Source organism: Cecembia calidifontis, assembly GCF_004216715.1.
In the GTDB taxonomy this organism is placed as follows: domain Bacteria; phylum Bacteroidota; class Bacteroidia; order Cytophagales; family Cyclobacteriaceae; genus Cecembia_A; species Cecembia_A calidifontis.
Map to the genome: position 1 here is coordinate 3132982 of NZ_SGXG01000001.1, position 15453 is coordinate 3148434.

A 15453-nucleotide genomic window follows, 5' to 3' on the forward strand; every position below is an offset into this window, starting at 1 on the left:
GACCTCTTTAAAAAGACAAACTTAAAGGAATGAGGTGTCTGAAGAAGCTTCTTTAGTCATCTTTTCTGCTATCTCTTTGCCTAAATATTGGTCAATGAGGTAATGTCCTACATACAATAAAGGTGTCAGCAAAATAGCTACTGAGAATTTGTAGATATAGTTGATGATCCCTACTGAAGCTACCTGGGCCCAGGACCAATTGCCGAACACATAAAATGCGATTCCCAATACTACAAAAGAGTCAATGAACTGGGATACTAGCGTCGAACCGGTAGCCCTGAGCCAGATCATTTTAGGCCCTGTGATTTTCCTGAGTTTTTGAAAAACATACACGTCAATCAATTGACCCAGTAAGAAAGCGGTCAAAGAACCAAGTATAATGCCCAGTCCTTGCCTGAAAATCACATTGAAGGCGTAATTGATATTGAAAGGATTCCCTTCTGCATCAGGACTATTGACATCCAACCAAAAAGGAGCTGGAGGGAGTTGCGTTACCCCAGCTATCACAAAGAAGATATAAGCGATGAAAAATGCGGTTACAAAGCTGATTTTTCTAACGCCTTTTTTTCCGTAATATTCATTGATGATGTCTGTAGTCACAAATACCACCGGCCATATTACTGCCCCGGCCGTAAGGTTAAAGTCCAAAATATAATCCCCAAAGATGGTCCACCCTGCTGGTTCCCATCCCAAGGTCAGTTCACCGGAAAAAATTTTCACCCCGATAATTTCGGCAAGGATAGCGTTGGTCAGAAAAATACCACTAAGAATTATGAAAAGATTCGTTTTTTTTGACTGAAATTCCTTCTCTTGAATTGTGTTTTCCATGTGATTATTTTTAAAAGGGAAGGATCAATCGATGCTGTATGTGATACCTTCCTCACTCAGGTAGGATTCAGGAAATTCAGCTTTAGCCTGGTCCAAAATTGGGCTGAGATCAAGATAGCGCGTGGAGTAGTGGCCCAGCAGCAACCTGCTCACACCTGCTTCTTTGGCAATTTTTCCGGCCTGTGCCGCAGTACTGTGGAAAGTCTCCGCCGCTCGGTGCTCTTCATCATTTCCAAAGGTGGCTTCATGATAAAGTAAATCTGCCCCAGCAATATAGGGTATAATTTGGGGGTCATATATTGTATCCGAGCAGAAGGCATAAGTTCTTATTTTCCTTTTGGGGTATGCATAGTCTTCAACAGCATAAAGAACATTACCCTCTTCATCCGTAAAATCTTTTCCTTCTCTTAGATGGCGTATTGCTTCGATTGGAAGTTTGCTTTCCATCAATTTCTCTTTAATGAGATTTCTAAGTCCATGTTTTTCCTGGATGAGAAAACCTGTACAGGGTATCCGATGTTTGAGTGGAAAGCTAAAAACTTTGAAATCTTTTTCTTCGAGGATCAATGCTTTGTTTTCAGGATTGGTCGGGACAAACCTTAGCGGAAAATTCAATCGGGTATTGGAATGGCGCAACTGTACGGTGATAATTTCATCCAGGCCATTTGGGCCGAAAATAGTAAGTAATTTACGCCTTTTATTGAGGTGAAAACTGGAGATCAACCCCATCAAACCGAAGTAATGATCTCCATGGAGATGGGAAATGAAGATAAAATCAATTTTGGAAAATTTGAGTTTGAATTTTCTAAGCTGTATCTGGGTGCCTTCACCACAATCTATTAATAAAAAGTTATTGGCAATATTCACCAATTGGGAGGTTTGATTCCTCCCATGTGATGGAATAGCGGAGTTTGACCCTAATACGGTAACCTGAAAATCCAATCTCAATCTTCTTCTTCTTCTTCTTCTTCTTCTTCTTCTTCGCTATCTGAATCGATTTCATGCATGAATATGGCCTCAGCGGCTTCTTCCAATGTTTCCACAATATGAAAAACCTTATCCAACATGGAAATCTTAATGAGCTTCATGACATGGTCCTGAAGTGCAGCTACAATAAAAATACCTCCATTACGGCTGAATTCCCTATTACCAACCAATAGCGCACTCAGGCCACTGGAGTCAGCATACTTTACATGGCTCATGTCTATGATGAGGTTATCATATCCTTCTGCATGAACAGTCAAAAGTTCAGATTTAAGTTTAGGAGACAATGCGGAATCCAGTTTTTCCTCCATGGGAGTAAAGATTACATATTGCTCTTTTTTATCAACGGTATATTTCATAATAGTTTAGTTTCTTAAATATGGTTTAAAATGGCAGTTTCGATACTTTTTTCCAAATCAACGATTTCTGCCTTCACAAATTTTTCTCCGGTAATTTTTTCGTACAACTCAATGTATCTTTCGGAGATTTCATTGACAAATTCATCCGGCATATCAGGTACAGTTTGACCTTCTTTTCCCTGGAATCCATTTTGGATGAGCCATTGACGTACAAATTCCTTAGAAAGCTGTTTTTGAGGAAGTCCTGCTGCCTGAAGTGCTTCATATCCTTCGGCATAGAAGTATCTTGAAGAATCAGGAGTGTGTATTTCATCTATCAACAAGATTTCATTTCCGAATTTTCCAAATTCATATTTCGTATCCACCAGGATCAGCCCTTTTTCTAAGGCCATTTTACTCCCCTTTTCATAGAGCGCATGGGTGTATTTTTCCAGAATGGCATAATCTTCCGGACTGACTATTCCTTTTGCTAAAATATCCTCTTTGGAAATATCTTCGTCATGTCCTTCCGAGGCTTTTGTCGTCGGTGTAATGATAGGATGAGGCAGTTTGTCATTTTCCTTTAGACCTTCCGGAAGAGGAACACCACAAAGTGTTCTTTTTCCAGCTTTATATTCCCTTGCAGCATGCCCGGCAAGATAACCCCTTATGACCATTTCAACTTTGAAAGGTTCACATTTTTTTCCGATCGTAACCTGTGGATGAGGCACCGCGGTTACCCAATTGGGAACAATAGCTGCTGTTGCCTGCAGGAATTTGGCCGCGATTTGATTCAGTACTTGCCCTTTGTGGGGTATTGCACGGGGAAGTACTACATCAAAGGCCGAGATCCTGTCTGATGCTACTACAGCCAATTTATCTTCGAAGATATAGACATCTCTGACTTTACCCTTGTAAAAGCCAACCTGTCCTGGAAATTGAAAATGGGTTTCTTTGATTGCCGTGCTCATAAATACTATGGATGAACAAAAATAGAAAAAGCACTTTGTTTTGACTGACTGTTTTTCCTAAATCTTCTTAAAAACTTTATTGATGGTCAATGGAGGAAACCAACTTGCCTTCTAAATATTTTTTTTCAGAAATTAAATTACCGTCTTCTTGATAAAAAAGCTGCATCCCGTGAAGCATGCCCAAGCGGTAGGGGCGCACTTCCCTAACTTGTCCGGATGGATAATAAAATTTTGCCAAACCTTCTTCTTTTCCTCTTCTAAAATAAATTTCCCTTTCTAATTTTCCGTTGTCATGAAATCCCAGGATGCTTTCCAGAAAACCTTCATTGCTGTATTTTGCCTTTTCCTTCACAGTTCCATTTTCATAGTAGGAAACCACCTCTCCTGTTGGTAAACCCTTCTTATATTTGGCTGTTTCAGAAAGTTTTCCATTTTCAAAAAAACTTTTGAACTGTCCCACCGGATTTCCATTTTGGTATTTACCCTGACGGGCTATTTGTCCATTGGGGTAAAAGGCAGCGGTTTCACCATGCTGGTATCCATTTTTGTATTGGAATCTGGCCCTGACTTTTCCATCTGGAAAGTAATTTTCCTGAATCCCGTGCAAGACTCCCATTTTATAAGTGGTGATAGAAACTAGGTTTCCTTCACCATCATACACTTCTTTGATTCCATTAATGATACCTGCCGAAAATGGTGTTTTTTCTAAAAGAGCGCCTTCTTCATCATAGGAATAAGTCCAACCATGGGGCTGGTTATTGAGGAACTCTGCTTTTGACTTTATATTCCCGTTTTCGTAGTAGGTCAATACTTCTCCTTCGAGTTTGTTTTGTGAAAAATTGGCTTTTTGGGAAATCTTCCCATTCTTAAAAAAACTAACTGTCGGACCTTCTCGTAGGTTGTTGACGTAGTGGATCTTTCGTAAAGTATCGAGCGTCCCAGGAAAATAATCTACAAATAATCCCTCCTTCTTACCATTGATGAGTTTTCCTGAAACAGCAAGACTACCGTCCTCATAATAGAGGCGGTAGTCTCCCTGAGGTGTTCCATTGGAAGTTTGGTACACTTCCTTGATTATTTGTTTCTGTTCATCATAATAGGTCCTTACCAAATCCTGCGCTTTAAGCATAGGGGCCGAAAGAACAACTATCAAAAAACAAAACCAGATGACCTTATTCATTGTCATTTCGAACTGTATCAAATTTTTTCGATCACAATGGCAGACGCACCACCACCACCATTGCAAATACCGGCAACACCGATTTTGCCATTTTTTTGATGCAGGACTGAATTGAGTGTAGCAATGATTCTTGCTCCAGAAGCCCCTAGTGGATGTCCAAGGGAAACAGCGCCTCCATATACATTCAGTTTGTCCATGTCAAGGTTCAGCTGTCTTTGGTTGGCTATGGCCACTGCGGAAAATGCTTCATTGATTTCATAGAAATCCACATCTCCCTCAGTGATGCCAGCATTTTTAATGGCTTTAGGAATGGCTAATGCCGGAGCTGTGGTAAACCATAAAGGATCCTGGGCTGCATCTGCAAATCCCCTGATTTTGGCAATTGGCTTCAATCCCAATTCCTGAACTTTTTCCTTGCTTGCCAGTACCAATGCTGAAGCTCCGTCATTCATAGTAGAGGCATTGGCTGCCGTTACTGTTCCGTCTTTTTCGAACACAGGTTTCAATGAAGGGATTTTTTCAAATACCACGTTTTTGAATTCCTCATCCTCTTCTATCACGATGGTTTCACCTTTTCTTCCGGTGATTTCAACTGGAACCACTTCATCCTTAAAAGCCCCGGATTTCCAAGCTTGCGCTGCACGGGTATAGGATTGAATGGCATAATTGTCCTGATCCTCACGGCTGATTTTCATTTCTTTAGCGGTATGATCAGCACAGTTACCCATTGGGAATTTATAATACACCTCAAAAAGGCCATCTTTCACCAGTCCATCCACCAATTCAGCATTTCCATATTTGTAACCAAACCTTGCCTTTGGAACATAATAGGGTACATTGGACATGCTTTCCATGCCACCGGCCACTACAAGATCGTTTTGTCCGGTCATAATGGATTGTGCACCGAACATCACAGCCTTCATTCCCGAAGAGCAAACTTTGTTGATGGTTGTACAGGGAACATGGTATCCTATCCCGGCACCAATAGCGGCCTGTCTGGCAGGAGCCTGGCCCAAATTGGCGGAAATCACATTGCCCATCATTACTTCTTGCACTTCTTTAGGATCTACACCGGCCTTTTTCATTGCGCCCTTGATGGCAATGCTGCCGAGTTCTACAGCAGTCAAACCAGATAGTTTACCACCAAAACTTCCCAGAGGGGTCCTTACGGCAGCTACGATATATACTTCTTTCATTTGGGTTTATAATTATGTGGAAATTAAAATTCAAAAGTTTTAAGACCTACCATTCAGGCAAACCTCGGTCGGGTCTTTTTGTTGGTTTTTTCCTGTTTTGCTGGATATACCTTAATTCGGCAGCATTCATGGCTTCGAGAATTTGTGCTGCCTGTTCAGGCGTAAGGTTCATTTCCTGGAGTTTTTCCCTGAGTTTTTCCATGGCTTTTTCGCGGTCACTCAAATCAGACTCAAGCTCAGAAGGTTCATCGGAATCTCTTTCTTCTTGGGATTTTTCTCCAGATTTATCTTCTTTTTTTTGGGATTCTGATGCTTTATCCTCATCCGTTTTTTCATCTCCTTCACCGTCTTTCTTTTCCTGAGATTGCTGTTGCTGGTCTTGGTCTTTTTGTTCCTCTTGATCTTGCTGTTGATCCTGCTCTTCTCCCTGATCTTCTTGTTGTTGCTGTCTTTCTGGATCTTCTTGCAGCCAACGGCTCAACAATTCATAATTATATCTAGCCTCTTCGTTGTATGGATCCTTAATAAGCGCAAATTTGAAAGCACTGAGGGCTTCTTGATATTTGTTTTGCTGGGCCAAGATAATTCCGTTCTGATTGGCAGCAAATGAAGCAATCCGTTTGTCTTGCGAACTTTGAAGGCTTTGATAGGTCCTTTGGGCCTCTTCAGTTTGACCGTTATAATGATAGCTTAGGGCCAAGTTGAAGCTGGCATTATGGCTAGTGATACCAAATTCCGAGGAAAGCCTTAGGTGGTCTGCCACTGATTTTTCATAATCTGCTCCAGCATAGCTCTTGGCGGCTTCCTTGATTGCCCTGTTTTTTTTGCCTATCTCTGTCCAAGAGCTTGGGATAAAAAACAGAAGCACAAAAAGATATCTCAATAGCATCATTCCAATTATTTTAACGCTTACAAGTTAATGGTTTTGAATGGAAGAATCATGTCAATTACCGCCAAACATAGGCCTATCAGTAAGAAATAGAAGTATTTGTTGGCAGAAGCCTCAATCATCCTTGAGCCGGTGACTGTTCCTTCCAGTCTTTCAATAGCGATGATAAGGTCATTGATTTCCTGAACCTCATCAGAAAGTTCGAAATATTGTCCATTAGTTTGGGCAGCTATCAGTTTCATGTTGGCCGGTTCCAAACGGGTAATGGCCGGTTGGTTGGTTTTAGGATCAAAAATCAGACCATTTCCTCTGGGGATAGTACTTCCTTGGGAAGTTCCTACCCCTAAAGTAAATACTTTGATCCCTGACTCATTCAATTTGCCCGTAATATCCCTGAAATTATCCGCAAAATCTTCCCCATCTGAGATAAGTATGACTGATTTTGATTTTATTCCATTGCTTTCTTCGGTTTCAAATTTGCTGAGAGCCATGGCCAATGGAGCGCTTATGTCTGTGCCTTGATTGGGTACCAAACCTGTATTTAATCCATCCAAATGAAGCTGGAGTACATTTTGGTCAAAGGTTAGGGGGCATTGGATAAAGGCTTCTGAGCTGAAAATAATCAATCCTATTCGGTCTCCAGCAAATCTTTTTACCAGGTTTTTAAGCTCGAATTTTACCCTCTGTAATCTGTTTGGCCCTATGTCCGTAGCATTCATGGATTGGGACAGGTCGATGGCAATGAATATATCCCTACCTTCTTCTTTGATTTCTTTTAGTGACGTTCCAATGGAAGGTCCCGCCAATGCAATAAGGAAAAGTACGAAATAGGAAATCCGAAGCAGCAGTTTCAGGATTAACCTATGGGTGGTGACATTTAGCTTTTTATTGATTCTATAAAACCTGTACAAATAGACAGCGTATAGCAAAGCAAACAACACCGCCAGCCAGGTAATCAGTTTTACGTCAGGATATGCCCAAATCATGGCCTGAAATTATAAAATAATGGTGAAAAGAAAAGGATTCAATGCTGTCCTAAATAATTTTTTCTTCTCTAAGAATATTAGCTTAGAGGTAATTGTGAAGTGATTTATTTATAATCTGGAAAAAGAACCCCCTGTGGGTTATATTTTGGGGGTTTGTCATGATCTTCAAAAGGTCTGTCCAGCCAATTTTGCAATTCAATTTTGACGAAAATATTCAATCTGATAAATGCTACTAGATTTGACAGATGCCATCCGTATTTTGCGGATGCTTTCATTGCTTTTAACAGTAAAATTGTAATCAAGGCAGTCCATATCTGTATCATTACTGCGTTTTTTGAAGTTCCAATGAATGTCTTAATGTGGAGTAGCTGCTTAATATCCCTGAAAAAAACTTCAATTTCCCACCTTGATTTATAAAGGTCTCCGATTGTCTGTGCTGCCCAGGTGAAGTTGTTGGTGATGATTTCTATGGTCTGTTGGTTTTTCTCGTCCCAGACTGCCACTCTTCTGAGTTTTTTAGGATACTTAGTCTTAGACTGTGGGTTGGTCAGTTCTATTTCTTGGTCAATTAGAACATGCTGTGCCATTTTTTCTGGCAGTTCCCGTTCGCTGATCACGGTGTAAGCCAGGTTGTCCTTATGCCTTATGACAAAGAATACCCCTTTGCTGTCCCAAATATTTAGCATCGGAAAGTCATTGTAGTACCTGTCTGCGACGATAACAGAACCTTTTTCCAAAGGTATATTGTAAGCACCTTTATTATCCGCTACGCTTCCTTCTGTAATGTTCACATAAGCAGGAAGTTTACCATCATAATCTAACAGGGTATGCATCTTAACAGCGCCCTTTTTAGTGCGGAATGTGGCCCAGTCGAAGACAGAAAGGCAAAGGCTTATGACTGTTGCATCTAAAAGATATACTGGCACCTTGATTTTAAGTTTGACACGCCTGAGTGATGCCTGCTGTCCTAAACTTCCCAAAAGAGAATAATAAAGGTCTTTAAAAAGATCAGCATCTCTCCGCTTGTTCTGATAGCTGATACTTGACTTGGAAGGAGCCTTTGAAATCCCAAGATGGTTTAGGTTCCCCGTAGCTGAACGAAGACCATTGGATATATCTCTTACCGATGTGCTTTTTGCAAAATGACAGAAAAGCATTGATACTAGATGTGTCCAGCTATCAAAACCTTTACAACCTTTATCTGTCTGCTTATCTTGAACCAGTTTTTTGAAAGTTGAACGGTCAATCTTTTTAATAATCTGTGAAAACAATGTAATATTACACATGAGAGGTCTTTGTTTTTGGTGCAAACCCAAAATACACATTTTGGGCAAAAATTCAGACCTCTCATTTTTTATTTAGGACGCTATTGAAAAGGATTCATAAAATATTGCCCTAATTTTCAACAGCCAATGCCCAAACAGGGTTACTCTATCAAAACGTTACCGAGTCTATGAGGGTTTTACCTTTGTTTTTTTATTTGATGATGCTATTCATTCCCCAAGTCTTGTTTGCCCAAGTCGGGGAGTATTTGAAGGGAAGGGTGTTAGAAATTGATTCCGAAGAGCCACTACCAGGTGCAAATGTTTATTGGGAATCTGCTCCACAAGAGGGGGTAGTTACAGATTTGGATGGTAATTTCACCATACGGACCATTTCTCTTCCGGCTAAGTTGGTGATTTCTTTTGTGGGTTTTGAACAATCGGTACGGAATATTACCGGCAAAGACTTGGAAAAATACCAGAGGTTTTTCCTTAAACCTGAAGAGCTTAATCTGGAAGAGGTGATCGTCTCCGGGAGAGCTCTTGACCAAAATGTAAGGGGACTGGATATGGGCAAATCAGTTGTACCTATTGAGACCATCAAGAACATCCCTGCCTTATTTGGAGAAGTGGATCTATTGAGAAGTTTACAGCTTTTACCGGGTGTTCAGACAGCAGGGGAGGGGACTACGGGATTATTTGTGAGAGGAGGATCCGCTGATCAGAACCTCGTTCAGCTCGACGGTGCTCCTGTCTACAATCCATCCCACTTTTTCGGTTTTTTCTCCGTTTTTAATCCAGATGCACTACAAGGTGTTGAGTTTTATAAGGGCAATATTCCCGCAAGCCTGGGAGGAAGGATTTCCTCAGTAGTAGATATTTCCTTGAGAGAGGGGAATTATCAAAAAATAAAAGGAGAAGGAGGCATCGGTACTATCAGTTCCAGGTTGACATTGGATGGTCCGTTATTTTCGGATAAATCATCTTTTGTGGTTTCAGGCAGGCGTACTTATGCGGATATGTTTCTCAGGTTGTCCAATAATGAGAACTTAAGGAATAACTCTCTTTATTTTTATGATTTAAGTGGAAAATTCACCTTTAGATTGGGTGAGAGAGATAAGGTTAGTTTGTCCAGTTACTATGGTTCAGATTTCCTTGGCCTTTCCAGACAATTTGGATTTGGCTGGGAAAATTGGGTCAACTCATTGGTTTGGACCAGAAAAATCAACGCCAAGACTTATTTTGATTTGAATGCCTATTACAGCAAATACCGCTATGCTGTTGGGTTTGATGATCCGGATACAGGGTTTGACTGGGATAATGTCTTATCCGAGTCTGGACTTAGGGCACATTGGACTTATCTGGCCAATGAATCCACACAAATCCAATGGGGTGTTCATTCCCAGTTTTATCACTTTTCCCCGATCAGTCTTAGGCCTTCTGAAGGTTCAAATATTGAACCTATTGGGACCAATCCCAGGTATGGGGTACAGAACAATTTTTTCATATCTGCTTCCAAAGAGCTGAGCACTGAATTTGCCATAGAAGCAGGACTCAGATGGGGATTGTACAATCAGGTAGGAAGAGGTGTTGATTATATTTATGAAGGCAGTATTCCAGGCCCAAATGTTACTGTTTTGGACAGTATCCCTTTTGGACCATTTGAAAACATGAAGTTTTACCAAGGATTAGAGCCAAGGCTTTCATTGCGTTATTTAATCCAGGAGAATTTATCTTTTAAAGCGGCTTACAATAGAAATTTCCAGTACGTTCAGGTTGCTTCCAACAGTTCTGCAGGTTTACCCATTGACCGTTGGATCCCGGCAGGAACCTATATTCCTCCCATCCGGGGGGATCAGGTTTCCTTGGGTTTTTTCAAAAATTTGAGGGATAATCGCTGGGAACTTTCATTAGAAGGGTATTACAAGGATTTTCAAAATATCATCGATCTGAGACAGGGTGCAAATGTCCTGTTTACCGATAATGTTGAGACGGAAATTCTCAGCGGAGAAGGTTATGCTTATGGTTTGGAGTTTTTGTTGAAAAAAAATGTCGGAAAAACCACAGGATGGCTTGGCTACACCTATTCAAGAACGTGGAGGAGGATTCTGGGGATCAGTGGTGACAATTGGTATAACCCCAGGTTTGACAGGCCGCATGATGTCACCTTGGTTTTAAACCACGAATTTTCCAAGAGGTGGTCAGCCAACATGACTTTTGTCTACACAACCGGACAGGCAGTAACTTTTCCGATAGGTACTTATGAAATGGACAATCAACGGGTGCCATTGTATGGGGTTCAGAGAAATGCAGACCGGTTTCCTGATTATCACAGAATGGATGCATCTATCACCTGGAAAAATGTGGATAAGGGAAGAAAATGGAGAGGGAGTTGGAACTTCAGTGTTTACAACCTTTATGGCAGGAAAAACCCGTTTTCCTATCAGTTTACAGATATCATCAATGATCAGATCAATTTTGATCCCAGATCGGGGGAGGAAATTATCAGTAGAAGACCAGGGGTAGTGATGACCTACCTGTTTACCTTCTTGCCAGCATTGACCTATAATTTTCAATTTTGACATGAAAAATCAAATCTTTGTTTTCTTTCTTACTCTGCTTTTATTTTCCTGTCAGGAGGAAGTTTTTCTGGAACTGAGGACTGTGGAACCCATGCCCGTTATTGAGGCTGTTTGGACCGATGTAGGTACGATGAATTTTGTGAAGATAAGTAAGTCCAGGGATTTTTATGAAGAAGAACCCAATGAACTGATCAAAGACGCCATCGTATTTATCCAAAATCTGAATACGGGTTTAGTGATACCTTTTAGATATGCCGAGCAGGCCAATAGGTATATCCCCCTGAATAATGTGGGTGGCAGAAAGGGGGATAGGTACAGATTGACGGTCCGATGGGAAGATAATGAATACCAGTCTGAGGGCGTCCTTTTGCAACCGCCCAGATTGGACAGTATCAGATACGAGTTCAAGGACAGCAGGTTATTTAGAGAGGAGGGTTATTACATCACGCTGTATGGGGATATTCCCTTTACAGAGGATAATAATTACAGGATCAGAATTGTTAGAAATGACACCCTACTGAATAACCGCAATGATTACCTGCTTTTTGACGATACCTTTGGGACATCCATACTGAACAATGGGTTTGAATTGGCCGGATTCCCCTTTCGTGCCAACGACAGAGTGAGGTTGGAGCTTTTCCGTCTCAACAGGGATGCTTTTGATTATTTAAACCAATTGGTAAGTTTACTATTTAATGATGGGGGGCTTTTTTCGCCTCCGCCCCAGAATCCCACTTCTAATATCCGGCTGGTCAAGGGTGATAAAGAGGCTTTGGGCTACTTTAAAGTGAGCCCGGTATTGATTGAAACGGTGTTTATCGATCCAGACTTAAAAATGCCCGATTAAATCCCAAAATGCAGACATTTGATTACCTTTGGGGCATGATTCATTTTGACTTAAAAGGTAAAGTAGCGGTGACCTGTAAAGACCGCTTCGCTCCTTATCTTGAGCAGGAACTGCTGGAATTGGGGTTTCGTCCCAAATATGTAGGAAGGACCCATATTGAACTTTTTGCTTCTTTGAATGATTGCATCTCATTAAATCTGCATTTAAGGACAGCCAGCCATGTGCTTTATGAAATAAAAACCTTGTATCTGCACAAAGCTGATGATATTTACAGAAGGATAAAGGCATTGCCCTGGGAAGATTATCTTGATCCTGATGCCTACTTTTCGGTCATTTCCCATGTGGAAAACGAAACTGTCAATAATCCGCTTTTCGTCAATGTCAGGATAAAAGATGCCATTGTGGACAGGTTCAGGGAAAAATTCGGAAAAAGACCGGATTCAGGTTCAAGCCTTGATGGGGCGGTAATCCAAATGTTTTGGAAGGAACAGCAAGCCACATTATATATCAATACTTCCGGAGAAACGCTGGCCAAGCACGGCTACAGAAAAATCCCCGGCCATGCGCCTATGCTGGAAGCTTTGGCCTCTGCTACCATAATAGCCAGTGAATGGGACAGGAAAAGTCCTTTTATCAATCCCATGTGTGGATCAGGTACATTAGCCATTGAGGCGGCATTGATGGCGACCCAAAGATTCCCCGGCTTATTCAGGGACCATTATGGGTTCATGTATATCAAAGGATACAGTGAGGAGATCTATCAGAAAATCCGAAAAAAAATGGAGGACAAAATTTTGGATAGACCTGGCCTCAGGATCATTGCTTCTGATATCAGTGAGCAAGCGGTTTTGTTTGCCAGAGAAAATGCAGGTATAGCAGGGGTAGAGGATTTGATAGATTTTGAAGTTTGTGATTTTGAAGAAACCACCGTGCCCCAGGATGCAGGAGGGGTAGTCTTCTTTAATCCGGAATATGGGGAAAGGTTAGGGGAGGAAGGTGACCTTGGGGATGTTTACAAAAGGATGGGAGATTTCCTTAAACAAAAGTGTGCGAGCTACACAGGATTTATTTTTACCGGTAATATGGCCCTTGCCAAACGGGTAGGTTTAAGGACATCCAGAAGGATAGAATTCTACAATGGGACCATCGATTGCAGGCTGCTCAAATATGAGCTCTTCAGAGGAAAGAAAGAAGATGGAAAATGAAAAAAAATCAAAAAGCCCCAATTGGGGCTTTTTGATTAATTGATTTTTTTATTCAGTTCATCCATTTTTCTTTTTAGATCCAAAATTGCGGCACTGTAGCGGTCATCCCATTCCTGTAACCGGTCTTTGGATTTCAATTCAATTTCGTATTGGATTCCAGGAAGTACCCAGGAAGCATAACCGCTGAAAGGATCTGTCGAGGCATACAAAGACCTGTACCAATTTCCAAAATACATGCCTTGGGGGTCAATAAAGCTTTTTTCAAAATCCATAAGGTCCTTGTTGATGGAAGCTACCCTTCTTGAATCTGGATTGCCTGATTCAAGGAAAGAACTGATTTTGGACTCCAAGGACGCTGCACTTTCTTTCAGGGAAGCAATAGCTGCTTTGGATTTGTCGAATCCCTTGAATTCCCCGTAGTAGCCTTTTACCTCTTTTTCAGCATTTGCAAAGTGGATATCAAGGTCTTTAGGATATCTGCTCAATTCGTAAGGAATGAGCTCCGCATTGGCCAAACGCATGGCAATAATACCTATAAGCTGCTCTACTGTTCCTCCCATTTTAAAGCTGGGGTCAGCAAATTTTTCATAGAAGTACATGTCATCATAGTTGGTGTGGTATAAGGATGGACCTCCGGCACCTCCATTGATGGAAGGAATGCCCACATGCATATAGAAGGCAATATGGTCAGAACCACCTCCCAGGTTACCAATCGCAGGCTCTTCTCTGTTTGCTGCCCAAATCTCATATACTGTTTTTTCGGAGTCGGGGTATAAGACTTCCTTAGCGGCATCCATAATGATTTTTTTGAGGGTAGGGGATGCTGAAGCCCCAAAATTCCGACCACCAACTGCTGCATCCAAGTTGATATATGCCACTGCTTTTGCCTTCAGTTCATCTCTAAATTGCTCCACCCATTCTGTGGATCCAATCACCCCATGTTCTTCAGCATCCCAATGGGCAACCATGATAGAACGTGAAGGCCTTATTCCCTGAGCGGCCAGTTTTCCAAGTGTTTCGGTCATGCTCAACAGCATTGCCGTTCCTGAGTTTGGATCTGTAGATCCAAAGGACCAAGCATCATAATGACAACCCAAAATGATCCATTCATCTGGATGGGTAGCCCCTTTTAGGGTAGCCACAACATTGTTTGCCCGGACTAAGCCCTTCTCTTGTTCCACTTTTAACCTGACCAGAAGACCTGGGCCTCCTTCAAGGCGGTATGTAAATGGAAGGCCTCCCTGCCAAGCCGCAGGAACAGGTTTTCCCTTCATTTTTTCTAAAATCTCCTGTGCTGAGCCATAGGAAATGGGGGTGACAGGTATTTTGTGTAATCCTTTAACTTCTTTGGGATCAAGTCTTTTGATCTTGGTTTTGCTATCAAGGGGAAGTGCAGGTTCAAAAGGAGTCAATGCATCACCTGTCCAATCCACTGTAAGCAATGAACCTCTTTGGATGGAATTGTCATTGAAAAGGAAGCCCTCCGGGTATACAGGTCCTCTTGTATAGCCGGCATCTGCGGGATCTGTGAATATGATCAATCCTGCCGCCCCATATTCTTCAGCAAATTTTGCTTTATATCCTCTGAAGTTTGCTCCATACCTCGCCAAAACAATTTTTCCCTTGATGTCAATGTCAAGTTCTTTTAATTTTTCAAAATCAGCCTTTGTGCCATAATTGGCATAAACCACTTCAGCGGTCACATCACCACTACCGGAGAAGGCGTTCCAACCTTTTTTCAGCTCAGGATGTCTGGAATACGGGTTATCATCTACAATGTATTCTTGTTGGTTGAGAGGTTTTCGGATAGGGTAAACCAGTTCTATCAAAGACTCTCCTTGGCCTTTGGTCAGGTAAACATCATAAGGATAGACTTTTACGTCCCAACCGGCCTTTTGCATGGTTTCAACCATATAATCTTTCACCTTTTCATTGGCTGCACTTCCAGCTGGATGGGGATCTGCCGTGATGGTACTGAGATGGATTTTGAACCTGCTGAAATCAACAGATTCTTTGAACTGATTTTCTATTGTTTTTTGTCTGGCTGCGGAATTTTTTGCAAAGCCGTCCAAGGTTTGAGCTTGCAAGGAAAATCCTGCAAAAAATGCGAAAGTTAATGTCAGTAAGTGTGATTTCTTCATAGACTTTGTTCGTTCAAAATTGCTGATCTGCAAATTTATTTAAA

13 protein-coding genes are annotated in these 15453 nt (G+C 41.5%); 3 read left to right on the top strand and 10 right to left on the bottom strand.

What is annotated here, in order from left to right:
- Nucleotides 1-21 precede the first annotated feature (21 nt).
- The 9 genes from BC751_RS13510 to BC751_RS13550 all read right to left on the bottom strand — a co-directional run bounded on the left by BC751_RS13510 (nucleotide 22) and on the right by BC751_RS13550 (nucleotide 8697).
- Nucleotides 22-828: a queuosine precursor transporter gene (locus tag BC751_RS13510; RefSeq protein ID WP_130276003.1), complete on the bottom strand. Its 807-nt coding sequence runs from the start codon at nucleotides 826-828 to the stop codon at nucleotides 22-24.
- A 24-nt stretch (nucleotides 829-852) separates the two neighbouring features.
- Nucleotides 853-1770, bottom strand: a complete 918-nt coding sequence (locus tag BC751_RS13515; RefSeq protein ID WP_130277586.1) for a ribonuclease Z — start codon at nucleotides 1768-1770, stop codon at nucleotides 853-855.
- 2 nt (nucleotides 1771-1772) lie between these two features.
- On the bottom strand, nucleotides 1773-2171 hold the full coding sequence (locus BC751_RS13520; RefSeq protein ID WP_130276004.1) for an STAS domain-containing protein: 399 nt from the start codon (nucleotides 2169-2171) through the stop codon (nucleotides 1773-1775).
- Nucleotides 2172-2185: 14 nt separating this feature from the next.
- Complete coding sequence (locus tag BC751_RS13525; RefSeq protein ID WP_130276005.1) at nucleotides 2186-3121, bottom strand: phosphoribosylaminoimidazolesuccinocarboxamide synthase; 936 nt, start codon at nucleotides 3119-3121, stop codon at nucleotides 2186-2188.
- Nucleotides 3122-3197: 76 nt separating this feature from the next.
- On the bottom strand, nucleotides 3198-4301 hold the full coding sequence (locus BC751_RS13530; RefSeq protein ID WP_130276006.1) for a toxin-antitoxin system YwqK family antitoxin: 1104 nt from the start codon (nucleotides 4299-4301) through the stop codon (nucleotides 3198-3200).
- A 17-nt stretch (nucleotides 4302-4318) separates the two neighbouring features.
- Entirely contained in the window at nucleotides 4319-5497 is a 1179-nt protein-coding gene (locus BC751_RS13535; RefSeq protein ID WP_130276007.1) for an acetyl-CoA C-acyltransferase, read from the bottom strand.
- 46 nt (nucleotides 5498-5543) lie between these two features.
- Entirely contained in the window at nucleotides 5544-6389 is an 846-nt protein-coding gene (locus BC751_RS13540) for a hypothetical protein (RefSeq protein WP_130276008.1), read from the bottom strand.
- A 17-nt stretch (nucleotides 6390-6406) separates the two neighbouring features.
- Nucleotides 6407-7372 (bottom strand): vWA domain-containing protein, encoded by a 966-nt coding sequence (locus BC751_RS13545; protein WP_130276009.1) that lies wholly within the window; start codon nucleotides 7370-7372, stop codon nucleotides 6407-6409.
- A gap of 104 nt (nucleotides 7373-7476) precedes the next feature.
- Nucleotides 7477-8697 (bottom strand): IS4 family transposase, encoded by a 1221-nt coding sequence (locus BC751_RS13550; protein WP_242617437.1) that lies wholly within the window; start codon nucleotides 8695-8697, stop codon nucleotides 7477-7479.
- Nucleotides 8698-8825: 128 nt separating this feature from the next.
- Here BC751_RS13550 and BC751_RS13555 point away from each other — a divergent pair, with 128 nt between their 5' ends.
- Genes BC751_RS13555 through BC751_RS13565 form a run of 3 tightly spaced genes read left to right on the top strand, consistent with a single transcriptional unit; the run spans nucleotide 8826 to nucleotide 13268 of the window.
- Entirely contained in the window at nucleotides 8826-11216 is a 2391-nt protein-coding gene (locus BC751_RS13555) for a TonB-dependent receptor (protein ID WP_130276010.1), read from the top strand.
- A 1-nt stretch (nucleotide 11217) separates the two neighbouring features.
- Nucleotides 11218-12063 carry a DUF4249 domain-containing protein gene (locus tag BC751_RS13560; RefSeq protein ID WP_130276011.1) on the top strand — a complete coding sequence of 282 codons (846 nt, stop codon included), beginning with the start codon at nucleotides 11218-11220 and terminating at the stop codon, nucleotides 12061-12063.
- 35 nt (nucleotides 12064-12098) lie between these two features.
- Nucleotides 12099-13268, top strand: coding sequence for a THUMP domain-containing class I SAM-dependent RNA methyltransferase (locus BC751_RS13565; RefSeq protein ID WP_130277587.1), 1170 nt, complete (start codon nucleotides 12099-12101; stop codon nucleotides 13266-13268).
- 35 nt (nucleotides 13269-13303) lie between these two features.
- Here the strand turns inward: BC751_RS13565 and BC751_RS13570 are convergent, their stop codons facing one another.
- Nucleotides 13304-15409: a M28 family peptidase gene (locus tag BC751_RS13570; RefSeq protein ID WP_130276012.1), complete on the bottom strand. Its 2106-nt coding sequence runs from the start codon at nucleotides 15407-15409 to the stop codon at nucleotides 13304-13306.
- Nucleotides 15410-15453: the final 44 nt, after the last annotated feature.

What these genes read in the sequence shown, in the direction of transcription:
- BC751_RS13510 (WP_130276003.1), bottom strand. Translation starts at nt 828, where the DNA reads ATGGAAAACACAATTCAAGAGAAGGAATTTCAGTCAAAAAAAACGAAT.
- BC751_RS13520 (WP_130276004.1), bottom strand. Translation starts at nt 2,171, where the DNA reads ATGAAATATACCGTTGATAAAAAAGAGCAATATGTAATCTTTACTCCC.
- BC751_RS13525 (WP_130276005.1), bottom strand. Translation starts at nt 3,121, where the DNA reads ATGAGCACGGCAATCAAAGAAACCCATTTTCAATTTCCAGGACAGGTT.
- BC751_RS13530 (WP_130276006.1), bottom strand. Translation starts at nt 4,301, where the DNA reads ATGAATAAGGTCATCTGGTTTTGTTTTTTGATAGTTGTTCTTTCGGCC.
- BC751_RS13535 (WP_130276007.1), bottom strand. Translation starts at nt 5,497, where the DNA reads ATGAAAGAAGTATATATCGTAGCTGCCGTAAGGACCCCTCTGGGAAGT.
- BC751_RS13540 (WP_130276008.1), bottom strand. Translation starts at nt 6,389, where the DNA reads ATGATGCTATTGAGATATCTTTTTGTGCTTCTGTTTTTTATCCCAAGC.
- BC751_RS13545 (WP_130276009.1), bottom strand. Translation starts at nt 7,372, where the DNA reads ATGATTTGGGCATATCCTGACGTAAAACTGATTACCTGGCTGGCGGTG.
- BC751_RS13550 (WP_242617437.1), bottom strand. Translation starts at nt 8,697, where the DNA reads ATGTGTATTTTGGGTTTGCACCAAAAACAAAGACCTCTCATGTGTAAT.
- BC751_RS13555 (WP_130276010.1), top strand. Translation starts at nt 8,826, where the DNA reads ATGAGGGTTTTACCTTTGTTTTTTTATTTGATGATGCTATTCATTCCC.
- BC751_RS13560 (WP_130276011.1), top strand. Translation starts at nt 11,218, where the DNA reads ATGAAAAATCAAATCTTTGTTTTCTTTCTTACTCTGCTTTTATTTTCC.
- BC751_RS13565 (WP_130277587.1), top strand. Translation starts at nt 12,099, where the DNA reads ATGATTCATTTTGACTTAAAAGGTAAAGTAGCGGTGACCTGTAAAGAC.
- BC751_RS13570 (WP_130276012.1), bottom strand. Translation starts at nt 15,409, where the DNA reads ATGAAGAAATCACACTTACTGACATTAACTTTCGCATTTTTTGCAGGA.